This window comes from Candidatus Thioglobus sp. (genome assembly GCF_029243085.1).
In the GTDB taxonomy this organism is placed as follows: Bacteria; Pseudomonadota; Gammaproteobacteria; order PS1; family Pseudothioglobaceae; genus Thioglobus_A.
The window spans coordinates 1-12,236 of sequence record NZ_JAQWSS010000084.1 but is presented as its reverse complement, the minus strand read 5'-3'; the positions used below and the strand labels follow the sequence as shown (position 1 = coordinate 12,236).

Below are 12,236 nucleotides of genomic sequence, written 5' to 3'. Positions count from 1 at the left end.
TACTCTAAATAGCTTTAAACTCAAAGAGTTGGCCTAATTTTTAGGCTGAATGTTATTTTATAAAATCGAGTATAATAACTATGATTTTATAATTTTCAATTTATTAAACTTATGAGTAAGAAATTTAATGTTGCCGTTGTAGGCGCAACAGGCGCTGTGGGCGAAACTATCCTTTCAATTTTAGAGCAGCGAAATTTTCCTATTGACAATCTATATCCATTGGCAAGCGCCAACTCTGCCGGCAAAAAAGTCTTTTGTCAGGGTAAAAGCTGGACGGTTCAAGATTTAGATAAGTTTGATTTTTCACAAGCGCAAGTTGGCCTCTTTTCAGCAGGTGGCAGTATTTCTGAAAAATACGCTCCTATTGCCGCAGAAGCTGGTTGTATTGTTATTGATAATACGGCGCACTTTAGACGTGATGAAGATATCCCATTGGTGGTTCCAGAAGTTAATCCACATGCGATTGCTGGTTATACTCAACGTAATATCATTGCTAATCCCAACTGCTCAACGATTCAGATGTTAGTAGCATTGAAGCCAATCTATGATGCAGTAGGCATTGAGCGTATTAATGTTGCTACTTATCAGGCTGTATCAGGTTCAGGTAAAGAAGCCATTTCTGAACTGACAGATCAATCAGCAAAATTATTAGGTGGTAATACTGATATTGATATTGACGTGTATCCAAAGCAAATTGCTTTTAATGTAATACCTCACATCGATGTATTCCAAGAGAATGGCTATACCAAAGAAGAAATGAAAATGGTTTGGGAAACTAAAAAGATTTTTGAAGATGAAAGCATCTTAGTTAACCCAACTGCAGTTCGTGTTCCAGTTATTTATGGTCATTCTGAAGCGATTAATATTGAAACCAAAACCAAAATTACGGCAGCAGAGGCGAGCAAAATTCTATCAACAGCTGATGGTGTGACTGTTATGGATAAACGTGAAGACGGTGGTTATGCAACACCGTTTGTTGAGGCAACTAACAATGATGATACGTTTGTTAGTCGTATTCGTGAAGACATCTCTCATGAGAAAGGTTTAAACTTATGGGTAGTTTCTGACAATATTCGTAAAGGTGCAGCGTTAAACACTATTCAAATCGCTGAAATCTTGATTAAAGAGTATTTATAAAAAGATAATAAACATGATTAAAGTATCTAGAAAAACCAACGAAACTGATATTACAGTTGAACTTAACCTGTACGGAACAGGCAAAGCTAATATTGACACAGGCGTGCCTTTTTTAGATCACATGCTTGATCAAATAGCTCGCCATGGTTTAATGGACTTAACCATTAAATGTGATGGCGATACTGAAATTGATGATCATCATAGTGTTGAAGATATCGGCATTACACTTGGCCAGGCTTTTTTTCAAGCTGTTGGCGATAAGAAAGGATTTACTCGTTATGGGCATTCATATGTACCATTAGATGAAGCGTTGTCTCGTGTTGTGTTGGATCTTTCTGGTCGTCCAGGTTTGGATTTAAATGTAAGATTTACTCGCGCCTTAATTGGAACATTTGACGTAGATTTATTCTCTGAGTTTTTTACTGGCTTTGTGAATCATGCTTTGGTAACACTACATATTGATAATCTAAAAGGGGTTAACTCACATCATCAAGCAGAAACCATCTTTAAGGCGTTTGGCAGAGCGTTAAGAATGGCAATTACACCTGATGAACGTCAAGCAGGAATTATTCCTTCAACTAAAGGCTCTTTGTAGGGGTTTATAATTATGCAAAGTATTGCAATTGTCGATTATGGCATGGGCAATGTGCGCAGTGTGCAAAAAGCCATTGAGCATGTCGCTCCAAATGATCAGATATTTCTTACAAATGATGCCAATTTAATAAGCAGTTCAGATCGTATCGTCTTTCCCGGACAAGGAGCAATGGGCGCTTGCATGCAGGCACTTAATGAGCACGGACTAGTTGATGTTATTAAAAAATCTGCACAAGAAAAGCCTTTTTTAGGAATTTGCTTGGGATTACAACTTTTATTCGATCATTCTCAAGAGAATAATGGTACAGATGGACTATCAATCATTCCTGGAAATGTGGTCAAGTTTGAAAAAAATGAATTAAAAATTCCACATATGGGCTGGAACACTGTTAAACAATCGATAGCCCATCCGCTTTGGCACAATATCGACGATAATTCCAGATTTTATAGTGTTCATAGCTATTACGTCTCCGAAGCTGATGCTGCAGTTGTTGCCGGTGTCACTAATTACGGAATGGATTTTACTTGTGCGGTGGCGAAAGATAATATGTTTGCCGTTCAGTTTCATCCTGAGAAGTCTCAACATGATGGCTTACAATTGCTAACTAACTTTGTTAATTGGAAGATCTAGCTAGCTTTTAATTGGCTAACACAGTTCATAACGTTGGCATGATATCCACTGCCAAAAATATTCAAATGGTTTAAATAATGGTACAGCATATACAAAGGCTTTCTTTGTTCAAAGCCTTGGTCAAATGGGAATTCTTGCTCATAGGTGCTATAGAACTCTTCGGTAAATCCGCCAAACATAAAGGTGAGCGAAAAATCTATTTCACGATGACCAAAATAACAAGCTGGATCAATAAAACAAGGTCCGGAATCTGTACTCATCACATTGCCTGACCATAAATCACCATGAAGTAGGGCGGGAGTAATATCAATATCTATCAAGCTTGGTAGGGTATCTTTAACAGCCATCAAAGATTGATAATCAACGCGATTTAAATGTCCATTGGTATTTGCCAGATTGATTTGAAATAGCAATCGATAGTTCCAAAAAAAATCTATCCAATTATTAATATGTTTGTCTGACGCGTTTAATTGAGGAGTAGTGCCAATGTGATTATCCACATTAAAACCATAATAATCTTGTGTAATTCTATGTAGGGATGCTAAGTCCCTTCCTAATTGCGCTTGATTGGATTGTTTAAATCGCTCCTCAATCCATTCAAGAATTAAACAGTGTTTACAATTTGCTAATACCTTGGGTGTATATATTGTGCCGCCCAACATGCGCAACATATTAGCCTCATTTATTAGCTGTTGTGATGAGGTTGATTGGTATTTAACGAAGTATGTTTGGCCATTAGATAGTGTTATCTTATAAGCTTCAAAGATCCCTGTGCCAATAGAATTTTTACTAATTATTGAATGATTTAGATGCTGTTCGATTAGTGTTTCTAATGGAACAGTCATATTATTAATTGGACTTTTGTTCCAGGCAACGAATATAGGCTTGATGATCCATCGCTGCATTATTTTTTTGCGCAGAAAAAATCATCTCTGCAATGCAATCCATCATCTGATGTTCTGCTTCATGCACATCACTACATTTATTTAAAATTTTTTGATAAATTTCTTTAATGCCATGAGGCTGATTAATAGAAAGCTGCTCTCTAAGCGATAGGTGTAAATTAATATGCAAGAAGGGATTTACCTCTCCTTGTTCAGGGAAATAATCAGATTCAATATTTTGAATAAGTGTGTGATATTCAGGATGAATTTCAATCACTCGTGTTAGTTGATCTTCTAAAGGGTCAAGAATTTTTTTATCTAAAAACTTCTGCCAGGCTTTGGCTAAAAATTTTCGTTGCTCAGTCCTGTTTTGAGTATAGAGCACAGATCAGACTATAGGTTTTTTTCTTCGTATTCACACAAGTCTAATAAAATACACTCTGTACATAATGGAGAGCGCGCTTTGCAAGTATAGCGACCATGTAGAATCATTAAATGGTGAGCTGGAACTCGATATTCATCAGGAATAAATTTAACTAATTTTTTTTCAACTTCAAGCACTGTTTTTCCACTAGCAATTGCAGTGCGATTAGCAACACGATAGATGTGTGTATCAACTGCAATTGTCGGATGACCAAAAGCAGTATTAAGAACAACATTTGCTGTTTTACGTCCAACACCTGGTAATGCTTCTAATTCTTTGCGTGTTTCAGGTACTTTTGAATCGTACTTGTCGATTAAAATTTTACAAGCTTGAATAATATGCTTGGCTTTTGAATTAAATAATCCAATCGTTTTAATCGTATCTCTAAGAGTATCTTCACCTAACTCAAAGATAGATTCAGGGGTGTTGGCAATAGGAAATAATTTATCAGTAACTTTGTTGACGCTTTTGTCTGTTGCTTGAGCAGATAAAGTAACTGCTACCAGTAGCTCAAAGGGTGTTTCATAGTTTAGTTCTGTTGTAGGGTTAGGTATCTTTTTCAGTAACCTTTCAAACATTTCGAAACGAGTCTCAGCGTTCATTCTTCTCTTTTGCTTAATTTCTCAATAGCCAAAGATTATACCTGAAATCTAAATAAATAGCAAAACGAGCTGAAAAAACTTAAAAGAAAGATTCTCCATAGCTTTCGAGTTGTTGCCAAAGCGATTCTTTTTGTGGATACTGTTCACGCATAATATTAATACGTTGGAAATATTGATCAATTGAAAGATAACCATTTTCTCCAGCTTGAACTCTACCTTGTACTATTTCAAACCAGTTTTCAGCTTCATCATCAGTTAAGCATTCAGGATAATTCCTAGCTTTGAAATGGATGAGTAAATTAGCAAGCTTTTCATCTTTAAACTTTGGATGGAAATTCTTGAGTTCGGTAATGCTGAGTGTTTGTAGCTGTTGGGCGATACGTTTATCAGTATTATCCATAAACCCACCATATAAAGATTGGTCAACGTCATTGTTATCAGAAAAATCTTGATTATTACTGTATAAATCTTGAACCGCTTTCTCAATGGCAACTTGATTATATTTAATAAAAGTGAGGTGTTGAAGGCAAAGCTCCATATTAATTTGCAATTGTTCCGCAATTTTTGGATCGATTTTGTAAATATTAGTGACAAACATTGGGCTTTTATTAAAAACCAAATCTTTAATTTGTAACCGATTAACACCTGATGGCAATTCTGCTTGCTTGGTAAACGTAAGCGTTCTGAGCTCATCCGTACTCATTTCTAGTAATACTGACGGATCTTGATCTAAATTAAAGACAATAGCCCGATCGTTATATTGAGGATGGTAGGCAAGTGCTACAGAAAGACGTGTACACGACTTATCTGCTGGGTACATGCCAGAAGTGTGCAGCATAGGCTCAAATAAGTTAAGACTGGATTCAACAAATTTCTTTTCTCGCAATTTAAATGCATGGTCAAATAATCCTGGTTGCGTGGATTTTATAATTCTAGCAAGTGCTATGGTTGCACGCACATCAGCGAGAGCATCATGTGCATTGGCGTGCTCAATTCCATTAGCAGGGGAAAGTCGATCTAATTTAAAAATAGGCTTACCGTTATCATCATAAACCCATTTAAGACTATTGTCTTTTTTTAGTGCATAACACATTCGAACTACATCTAATATATCCCAGCGTGTATTGCCATTTTGCCAATGCCATGCATAAGGGTCCATGAAATTTCGATACAAGGTGTAACGGGTAAATTCATCATCAAATCGGATTGAGTTATAGCCTGCAATACAGGTGTTTGGCGTGGCAAACTCAAGTTGTATTTTCTTAATAAACTCGTGCTCAATCATGCCTTTTTGAGCGCACAATTGAGGTGTTATTCCTGTTACATTGCAGGCTTCTGGCGATGGTAGACAGTCATTAGTTGGTTTACAATAAAACATATGCTCATCTAGTATATTAAGATTTTCATCTGTTCTAATTCCAGCGAATTGAGAAATTCGATCTGTCTTTGGGTTGATTCCAAAAGTCTCGTAGTCGTACCAATAGTATGTTTTCATGAGTCTATTTTAACGAATTTTAGACAATAAAAAACCCAGCGTTCAAGCTGGGTTTTTTGAATTCAAATAACTATAAAGTTACTGAGGATGTACGTTAGCCGCTTGTGGACCTTTAGCACCATCTTCTAAATCAAATTCTACTTCTTGACCTTCTTCTAGTGACTTGTAACCGTCGCCTTGGATAGCACGGAAGTGAACGAATACATCGTCACCACTTTCTTGCTCAATAAAACCAAAACCTTTCTTTGCGTCAAACCACTTAACCTTTCCTGTTGTAGACATGATGTCTCCTATAAGTTTAAAAAAATACCGTAAAAATAGACCACATTTATAACTTAGAGAGGATGAAACCATCAGTCAAAACAATATAAATAGCAGCTGTATACTTTACCAGCACGTGCATTTTAACGTACTTTACACCTGTTAACAGGTTAAATTTAATGTTTAAGAATTGTTTTTAGGTTTAGAGCGTGAGAATTTAGGTTTATTACGACCGCCACCCTTGTTATCTCCACCACCTTTTCTGCCATCTCTAGAGCCTCGACCGCCATCTCTAGAGCCTCGGTTGCCACCACGCGAGTCTTTAGAAAACTTCTTACGGCCAAAGTTTCGTTTAGATTTTTGTAAGCCACCAACGGTTGCCTTGTTGTTTTTTTCGGTTAATTCAGCAATATTCAAGCGCTTGCCATTAACTGTTGTTTTTTTCAACACCTCAAATATTTCTTTGGGCATTTCATCTGGTAAATCAACAGTCGAAAAATGATCAAAAATTTGAATAGAGCCAATGTATTCACTATCCATATCTGCTTCATTAGCAATGGCGCCGAGAATATTTCCCGGCTTAATATTGTTACTATTGCCCACTTCGATTTTATAGCGACGCATTGGAATTTGCGGATGATCTTTTAGCGGAGTTGCCTCTACTGGTACAATTTTCTCTTCACCTGGTTTTTGATCTCTGCCAAAGCTTGGCTCTTTTTCAGACAATAGTAAAGGCTCGTTACCTTGTGCAATATGTGCCAACGCTGCTGCAATTTTAAGATGCGAACTGTCTTCGTTAGCTTCTTGAAACTCAGTAACAAGTTTTTCGAAGATGCTTAAATCTTGATTGTTAATAGTTTCTGTTATTTTTTTCTTAAACGTGTCAATACGTTTTTCATTAATGATTTTTGCAGTAGGTAGCTCAATAGGCTCAATTTTTTGACGTGTTACACGCTCAATATTGTTAAGCATACGACGCTCACGATGAGTGACAAATAAAATTGCTTCACCTTCGCGTCCAGCTCGACCAGTACGACCAATTCGGTGTACATAAGTTTCTGCATCTTGAGGAATATCATAGTTCACTACATGAGAAATACGTGGTACATCTAGTCCACGAGCCGCAACGTCAGTTGCAATTAGAATGTCAATCTTGCCTTTTTTGTAGTTATTAATCAAGCGCTCACGCTGATTTTGCTGAATATCGCCATTTATCGCCTCAGCAGTAAATCCCCTAGCTGAAAGTTTCTCTGCTAATTCAACTGTCAAAGTTTTGGTTCTCGCAAAGATAATCATCGCGTCAAACTCTGTCACTTCTAGAATTCGAGTTAGTGCGTCAAGTTTTTGCTGTAAGCCGCCAACTAGACAGTATTTTTGAGTAATAGTTGGCGCTGTTTCAGTTTTGTTTTTGACTTGAACAACTTTAGGCTTGTTTAAAAATTTTTCAGCAACACGCTTGATCACACTTGGCATGGTAGCAGAGAAAAGTGCAATTTGACGTTGTTCAGGAATGCGCTCCATTACCCATTTAATATCGTCAATAAAGCCCATCTTTAACATTTCATCGGCTTCATCTAGTACAAATGACTTTAAGTTTTCTAACTTCAAAGTGCCTTTTTTGATGTGATCCATCACACGACCAGGCGTTCCTACTACACAATGAACACCGCGCTTTAAAGGACGCAGTTGAACATCATAAGATTGTCCACCGTAAATTGGCAGCACATGAAAACCCTTCATGCCACGTGCATAAGTTTGAACGGCTTCTGAAACCTGAATAGCCAGTTCACGTGTTGGCGCTAAAATGAGTAGCTGAGGCGCATTTAAGTTAAGATCAATATTATCTAATAACGGAAGAGCAAAAGCAGCTGTTTTTCCAGTACCTGTTTGCGCCTGACCAATGATATCCTCGCCGTTTAAAAGATGAGTGATACACTGCTCCTGAATCGGAGAAGGGGTTTCATATCCAATAGTATCTAGTACACTTAGAATCGAATTGGAAAGACCTAAATCATTAAATGTTTTTTGTGATTGATTATCAGTTTTTTGTTCAGACATGCGGATTTATAAGACAGGCAAAGAACGCAATTATACGCTAACTATGTTATATCAGTTTTTTATTATATTAATTAGGCGTACAATCTTAATAAGATACGAACTTTATGGAGGTTGTGATGAAGCTTGGAATGATTATCTATTCTAATGATCCTGAAACTGTATTTAATGCATTCAGAATTGGTGTTTTTTCCTTAGGTAAAAATGAGGTAGTTCAAGTGTTTTTATTGGCAAAGGGTGTAGAGAGTGAAACATTGGATAATGGCCAGTTTAAGATTACAGAACTAATGCAAGAATTTGTCGATCAAGGTGGCAAAATATTTGCCTGCGGAACATGTCTAAAGATTAGACAATCTAAATCCTCCAATTTTTGTTCAATGTCTACCTTGGATGATTTACATACAATTATTAAGCACTCTGATAAGGTGCTCACCTTTTAGTCGAGCCACTTAATAGAACAGCCCATTGATGGGATTTGTTCTAACGGACCTTTGCCGTTAATGACCACTTGTTTCATTGCATCGAAAAGGTCACGTTTAACATCTTCAGCTGCGCTTTCTTTGCGTGATGCGTCTAGACGACCTCGATATTGTAATTCGAGTTTGTTGTTATAGCCAAAAAAATCAGGCGTGCAAACTGCGCCATAGGATTTAGCGATTTCTTGTGTTTCATCGATCAAATAAGGAAAAGGGAAATTCATTTCTTCAGCTATTTTTTTCATATTTTCGAAAGAATCCGCTTCATATTCATCAGGGTTGTTCGACATAATGGCCACCGTATTTAAGCCCATTGCTTTTAATTCTCCAGTGTCACGAATGATTCGATCAATAATCGCCTTTACATAAGGACAGTGATTACAAATAAACATAACTAATAAGCCTTTCTCGCCTTTGCAGCTCTCTAGAGTGTGAGTTTTTCCATCGACACCCTTTAGTTCAAAATTAACTGCCGGTGAATTAAAGTCACAAATAGGTGTTTCAGTACTAACCATAAGTATTTCCTTGTTTAAATTATGTCAAGATTTTAATAAAGTTTGAATAATATGGCCTGCCATCATGAGTCCAAAGATATTGGGCATATAGGAAATTGCACCATTTACAGCTCTAGGTCTTCCAGCTGGCGCTGTATCTGTCTCAGTAACTGCTTTATGTGGCAAGGCTTTAATTTGTAATTCAGTAGAATGCACTACAGGAAATTTCATTGAGGCGCGGATGTTTCTAAGTTGTTTGCGCATTTCCCTAGCTAGAGCGCAGTTTTGAGTTTTATCCATGCGCGAAATTTTCACTTGTGTTGGATCCAGTCTGCCGCCAGCACCCATGCTTGAAATAATAGCCATGCCTGATTTATTACAGCTATCTATTAGGACGGTTTTATAGGCAATTGCATCGATACAATCTGCCACAAAATGATAGTCCTCATTCAGAGCTATTAATTGAGCCTTCTCTCGATCAATAAACTCATCGCGCTTAATGATAACAGTCGTTGGGTTGATATCATGCAACCTATCAGCCAATACATCTACCTTTTTGAGTCCCAAAGTAGAGTTAAGCGCAATAATTTGTCGGTTTAGGTCAGTTGTTTCAACAATGTCAAAATCAATTAAAGTCAGGGTGCCAATGCCAGCTCGACACAGACTTTCAGCACAGGCGCCACCTACACCACCAAGTCCAGCAATGACCACGTGGGATTCGGCCAATCGTGCCAAGCCGTTTTGACCTAGTAGTATTTCAGTACGCGCACAACTTCCAGCCATTATTTTAAGTTAAATAATAAAATAGCATTATTATCACATTGAGTGGTCACAGTGTCTATTGGAATTTTCTTAAGCTTGGCAATCTCTTCTGCCACTAGCTGTAAATCATTCGGATTATGATGGTCATCAGTCTCAATCAATATAAATTCCAGCGGACAGTTTTTAACAATTTGTCGAATTTTGGTTGATTTTTGATTAAGAATTTGCATACCAAAACCAAGATAAAACCCCATACTAGTTAATTGTTTGGCTTGAGATTCACTGCCAGAAAAACCGTGAATTTCACCCCTTAATTTTGAGTATTTTTTTAGTAGAAAGATAACATCTTCAGTAGCTTTGACTGCATGAATGATTATAGGAAGATCGTATTTTTCCGCCATTATCAGTTGAGAATTAAAAAAATGCAGTTGCGTTTCTTTGTCAATATCTTTAATGTAATCTAGTCCACATTCACCAATTGCAACTGGATTATTGCATTTAATTAAATACTCTAAATGGTCAAGTTCTTGCTGTGAGTGAGATTCAACCATCCACGGATGAATGCCAAAAGCAAAATAAGGGTACATTTGTACATCGATCCAATTTTGCTGGCCAATACTAGGCACAATAGCAACTGCATTTTCTGCAACTGAATTCATATTGTCAAAATCTAAATGTGCGTGTGAATTAATCATATGTTGGCTTCTAAGAAAGATCATTACGTAATATAATAATCGACATTTATTACGTTTGATATAAAACATGAATTTTACTCAGAAAATCTCCATTACGTCGCTTGTACTGATCGTTTCATTGTTTATAACCTTAACAGGCAATGTTAAGTTTTTTACAGAGACAATAGTAGTCTATCCGCTCTCTGAGAATCTTGGTTTTGTAGTCTCTTTGCTAGTTTGGCTCTTTTCCTTCTTGTCAGTTTTTTTGTTGTTAGTAGCTTATCGTTATAGTGTTAAGCCCATTTTAATTTTTATATTGTTATCCTCTTCTGTTGTTAGTTACTTTGCCAACAGTTACGGCACTGTTTTCGATGATAATATGATTGTTAATACCTTGGAAACTAACTTGTCAGAATCACTCGATCTGTTTAGTTTTAAGTTAATCGTATATTTTGTGGTATTAGGTGTTTTACCTTCAATATGGGTTTATAAACTAGAGCTTAAAAAGACAGCGATATCCTCAATGTTGTGGAGTAAGTTTAAAGCCATTGTGGTTCTAATTATGGTATTTGTTTTGGTGACACTGTTGTTTTCAAAAGCTTATACGTCATTTGCGAGAGAAAATAAACAACTTAGATTGCACATTAATCCAACTTATTTCTTATACGCAATCGGCAAGTATACTGGCAATCAGTTTAAAAGCGCTAATGCACCATTTGTCACCATTGGCCAAGATGCCACTATTCAAAGGAATGACAAGAGTAAAAAAATAGTCATTGTTGTCGCAGGAGAAACCGCTAGAGCTGACCGATTTTCATTAAATGGATATGAAAGAGACACCAATCCATTGCTTGCTCAGCAAGATGTAATTAGCTTTTCCCAGATGAGTTCTTGTGGCACCGATACTGCAGTATCTTTACCATGCATGTTTTCAAAGCTAACTAAGAGTGATTATTCTCATGCCCAAGGAAAAAATATGAGCAATGCTTTAGATGTTTTATCAACAGCAGGGGTTAATGTATTGTGGCGTGATAATAACTCTAGCTCAAAGAGTGTTGCAGATCGAGTTGAATATCAAGACTATCAGTCAAATAATAGTAATACCATTTGTGACAATGAATGTCGTGATGAAGGGATGCTGGTTGGGTTGCAGTCATATATAGACGATCGTAAAAATCAGGATATTATGATTGTTTTACATATGATGGGCAGTCACGGTCCGGCTTATTACAAGCGTTATCCAGCAGAATTTGAGAAATATAAACCTGTGTGCGAAACCAATCAACTAAATGAATGCACGAACGAGCAAATTAACAACGCCTATGACAATACCATTGTTTATACAGATTATTTTCTTGCTAAAGTGGTTGAACTATTGAAAAATAATCAAAAAACTCATAAAACTGCTATGTTCTATATGAGTGATCATGGTGAATCTTTAGGTGAAAATAACTTATATTTGCACGGCATGCCGTATTTTATAGCACCAAAAGAGCAAACTCATGTTAGCTCAATTATGTGGTTTGACGATCAATTTGCAAAGGAAATTAATCAACAAGACCTACAAAAAACAGTTAAAAGCTCTACGACACATGACGGCATGTTTCATACACTCTTAGGACTGATGAATATTAGGTCAACAGTGTATGACAAAAATATGGATTATCTATCATATGAAGAGTAATTTTTTTAGTATTCCAACTGTTGCTATAGCATTAGTTGTAGCAGTTGTGATATTTGAATTTTT

The 12,236-nt window shown here is 36.7% G+C and carries 14 protein-coding genes; 5 read left to right on the top strand and 9 right to left on the bottom strand.

Going from position 1 to position 12,236, the window contains the following annotated elements; genetic code table 11:
* Positions 1-111 precede the first annotated feature (111 nt).
* From P8M52_RS04555 to hisH, 3 genes are read left to right on the top strand one after another with little or no spacing between them, the layout of a single operon-like run.
* On the top strand, positions 112-1,137 hold the full coding sequence (locus P8M52_RS04555) for an aspartate-semialdehyde dehydrogenase (RefSeq protein WP_300307956.1): 1,026 nt from the start codon (positions 112-114) through the stop codon (positions 1,135-1,137).
* 13 nt (positions 1,138-1,150) lie between these two features.
* Positions 1,151-1,732, top strand: coding sequence for an imidazoleglycerol-phosphate dehydratase HisB (hisB, locus tag P8M52_RS04550; RefSeq protein ID WP_300307953.1), 582 nt, complete (start codon positions 1,151-1,153; stop codon positions 1,730-1,732).
* 12 nt (positions 1,733-1,744) lie between these two features.
* A complete protein-coding gene (gene hisH, locus P8M52_RS04545; RefSeq protein WP_300307950.1) occupies positions 1,745-2,362 on the top strand; it encodes an imidazole glycerol phosphate synthase subunit HisH in 618 nt (205 codons plus the stop codon).
* Here hisH and P8M52_RS04540 read toward each other — a convergent pair.
* From P8M52_RS04540 to P8M52_RS04515, 6 genes are all read right to left on the bottom strand, one after another.
* Positions 2,359-3,207: a fructosamine kinase family protein gene (locus P8M52_RS04540; protein ID WP_300307947.1), complete on the bottom strand. Its 849-nt coding sequence runs from the start codon at positions 3,205-3,207 to the stop codon at positions 2,359-2,361. The genes hisH and P8M52_RS04540 overlap by 4 nt on opposite strands.
* A 4-nt stretch (positions 3,208-3,211) precedes the next feature.
* On the bottom strand, positions 3,212-3,631 hold the full coding sequence (locus P8M52_RS04535) for a DUF1841 family protein (RefSeq protein WP_300307945.1): 420 nt from the start codon (positions 3,629-3,631) through the stop codon (positions 3,212-3,214).
* Between the two features lie 8 nt (positions 3,632-3,639).
* Complete coding sequence (gene nth / locus P8M52_RS04530; RefSeq protein ID WP_300307942.1) at positions 3,640-4,272, bottom strand: endonuclease III; 633 nt, start codon at positions 4,270-4,272, stop codon at positions 3,640-3,642.
* A gap of 79 nt (positions 4,273-4,351) precedes the next feature.
* Entirely contained in the window at positions 4,352-5,767 is a 1,416-nt protein-coding gene (gene sbcB / locus P8M52_RS04525) for an exodeoxyribonuclease I (RefSeq protein WP_300307939.1), read from the bottom strand.
* Between the two features lie 78 nt (positions 5,768-5,845).
* Positions 5,846-6,049, bottom strand: a complete 204-nt coding sequence (locus P8M52_RS04520) for a cold-shock protein (protein WP_053951228.1) — start codon at positions 6,047-6,049, stop codon at positions 5,846-5,848.
* Between the two features lie 162 nt (positions 6,050-6,211).
* Positions 6,212-8,086, bottom strand: a complete 1,875-nt coding sequence (locus P8M52_RS04515) for a DEAD/DEAH box helicase (protein ID WP_300307925.1) — start codon at positions 8,084-8,086, stop codon at positions 6,212-6,214.
* Between the two features lie 116 nt (positions 8,087-8,202).
* Here P8M52_RS04515 and P8M52_RS04510 point away from each other — a divergent pair, with 116 nt between their 5' ends.
* The gene (locus P8M52_RS04510) at positions 8,203-8,523 is read left to right on the top strand and encodes a DsrE family protein (protein ID WP_300307922.1); all 321 of its coding nucleotides are present in this window, start codon (positions 8,203-8,205) and stop codon (positions 8,521-8,523) included.
* On the opposite strand, the gene P8M52_RS04505 is transcribed toward P8M52_RS04510, so the two are convergent.
* The 3 genes from P8M52_RS04505 to P8M52_RS04495 are packed head-to-tail and all read right to left on the bottom strand — an operon-like array spanning position 8,520 to position 10,510.
* Positions 8,520-9,074: a thioredoxin family protein gene (locus tag P8M52_RS04505; RefSeq protein ID WP_300307919.1), complete on the bottom strand. Its 555-nt coding sequence runs from the start codon at positions 9,072-9,074 to the stop codon at positions 8,520-8,522. The two genes, P8M52_RS04510 and P8M52_RS04505, sit on opposite strands and share 4 nt — an antisense overlap.
* Before the next feature lie 24 nt (positions 9,075-9,098).
* Positions 9,099-9,836 (bottom strand): tRNA threonylcarbamoyladenosine dehydratase, encoded by a 738-nt coding sequence (locus P8M52_RS04500; RefSeq protein WP_300307916.1) that lies wholly within the window; start codon positions 9,834-9,836, stop codon positions 9,099-9,101.
* Complete coding sequence (locus P8M52_RS04495; RefSeq protein ID WP_300307913.1) at positions 9,836-10,510, bottom strand: TatD family hydrolase; 675 nt, start codon at positions 10,508-10,510, stop codon at positions 9,836-9,838. The genes P8M52_RS04500 and P8M52_RS04495 overlap by 1 nt, the downstream gene beginning before the upstream one ends.
* A gap of 67 nt (positions 10,511-10,577) precedes the next feature.
* Between P8M52_RS04495 and P8M52_RS04490 the strand changes: the two genes are divergently transcribed.
* Positions 10,578-12,173 (top strand): phosphoethanolamine--lipid A transferase, encoded by a 1,596-nt coding sequence (locus P8M52_RS04490; RefSeq protein WP_300307910.1) that lies wholly within the window; start codon positions 10,578-10,580, stop codon positions 12,171-12,173.
* The last annotated feature ends 63 nt before the right edge of the window (positions 12,174-12,236 follow it).

Coding starts and splice junctions, on each gene's coding strand:
- P8M52_RS04555 (WP_300307956.1), top strand. CDS start 112: ATGAGTAAGAAATTTAATGTTGCCGTTGTAGGCGCAACAGGCGCTGTG.
- hisB (WP_300307953.1), top strand. CDS start 1,151: ATGATTAAAGTATCTAGAAAAACCAACGAAACTGATATTACAGTTGAA.
- hisH (WP_300307950.1), top strand. CDS start 1,745: ATGCAAAGTATTGCAATTGTCGATTATGGCATGGGCAATGTGCGCAGT.
- P8M52_RS04540 (WP_300307947.1), bottom strand. CDS start 3,207: ATGACTGTTCCATTAGAAACACTAATCGAACAGCATCTAAATCATTCA.
- nth (WP_300307942.1), bottom strand. CDS start 4,272: ATGAACGCTGAGACTCGTTTCGAAATGTTTGAAAGGTTACTGAAAAAG.
- sbcB (WP_300307939.1), bottom strand. CDS start 5,767: ATGAAAACATACTATTGGTACGACTACGAGACTTTTGGAATCAACCCA.
- P8M52_RS04520 (WP_053951228.1), bottom strand. CDS start 6,049: ATGTCTACAACAGGAAAGGTTAAGTGGTTTGACGCAAAGAAAGGTTTT.
- P8M52_RS04515 (WP_300307925.1), bottom strand. CDS start 8,086: ATGTCTGAACAAAAAACTGATAATCAATCACAAAAAACATTTAATGAT.
- P8M52_RS04510 (WP_300307922.1), top strand. CDS start 8,203: ATGAAGCTTGGAATGATTATCTATTCTAATGATCCTGAAACTGTATTT.
- P8M52_RS04505 (WP_300307919.1), bottom strand. CDS start 9,074: ATGGTTAGTACTGAAACACCTATTTGTGACTTTAATTCACCGGCAGTT.
- P8M52_RS04500 (WP_300307916.1), bottom strand. CDS start 9,836: ATGGCTGGAAGTTGTGCGCGTACTGAAATACTACTAGGTCAAAACGGC.
- P8M52_RS04495 (WP_300307913.1), bottom strand. CDS start 10,510: ATGATTAATTCACACGCACATTTAGATTTTGACAATATGAATTCAGTT.
- P8M52_RS04490 (WP_300307910.1), top strand. CDS start 10,578: ATGAATTTTACTCAGAAAATCTCCATTACGTCGCTTGTACTGATCGTT.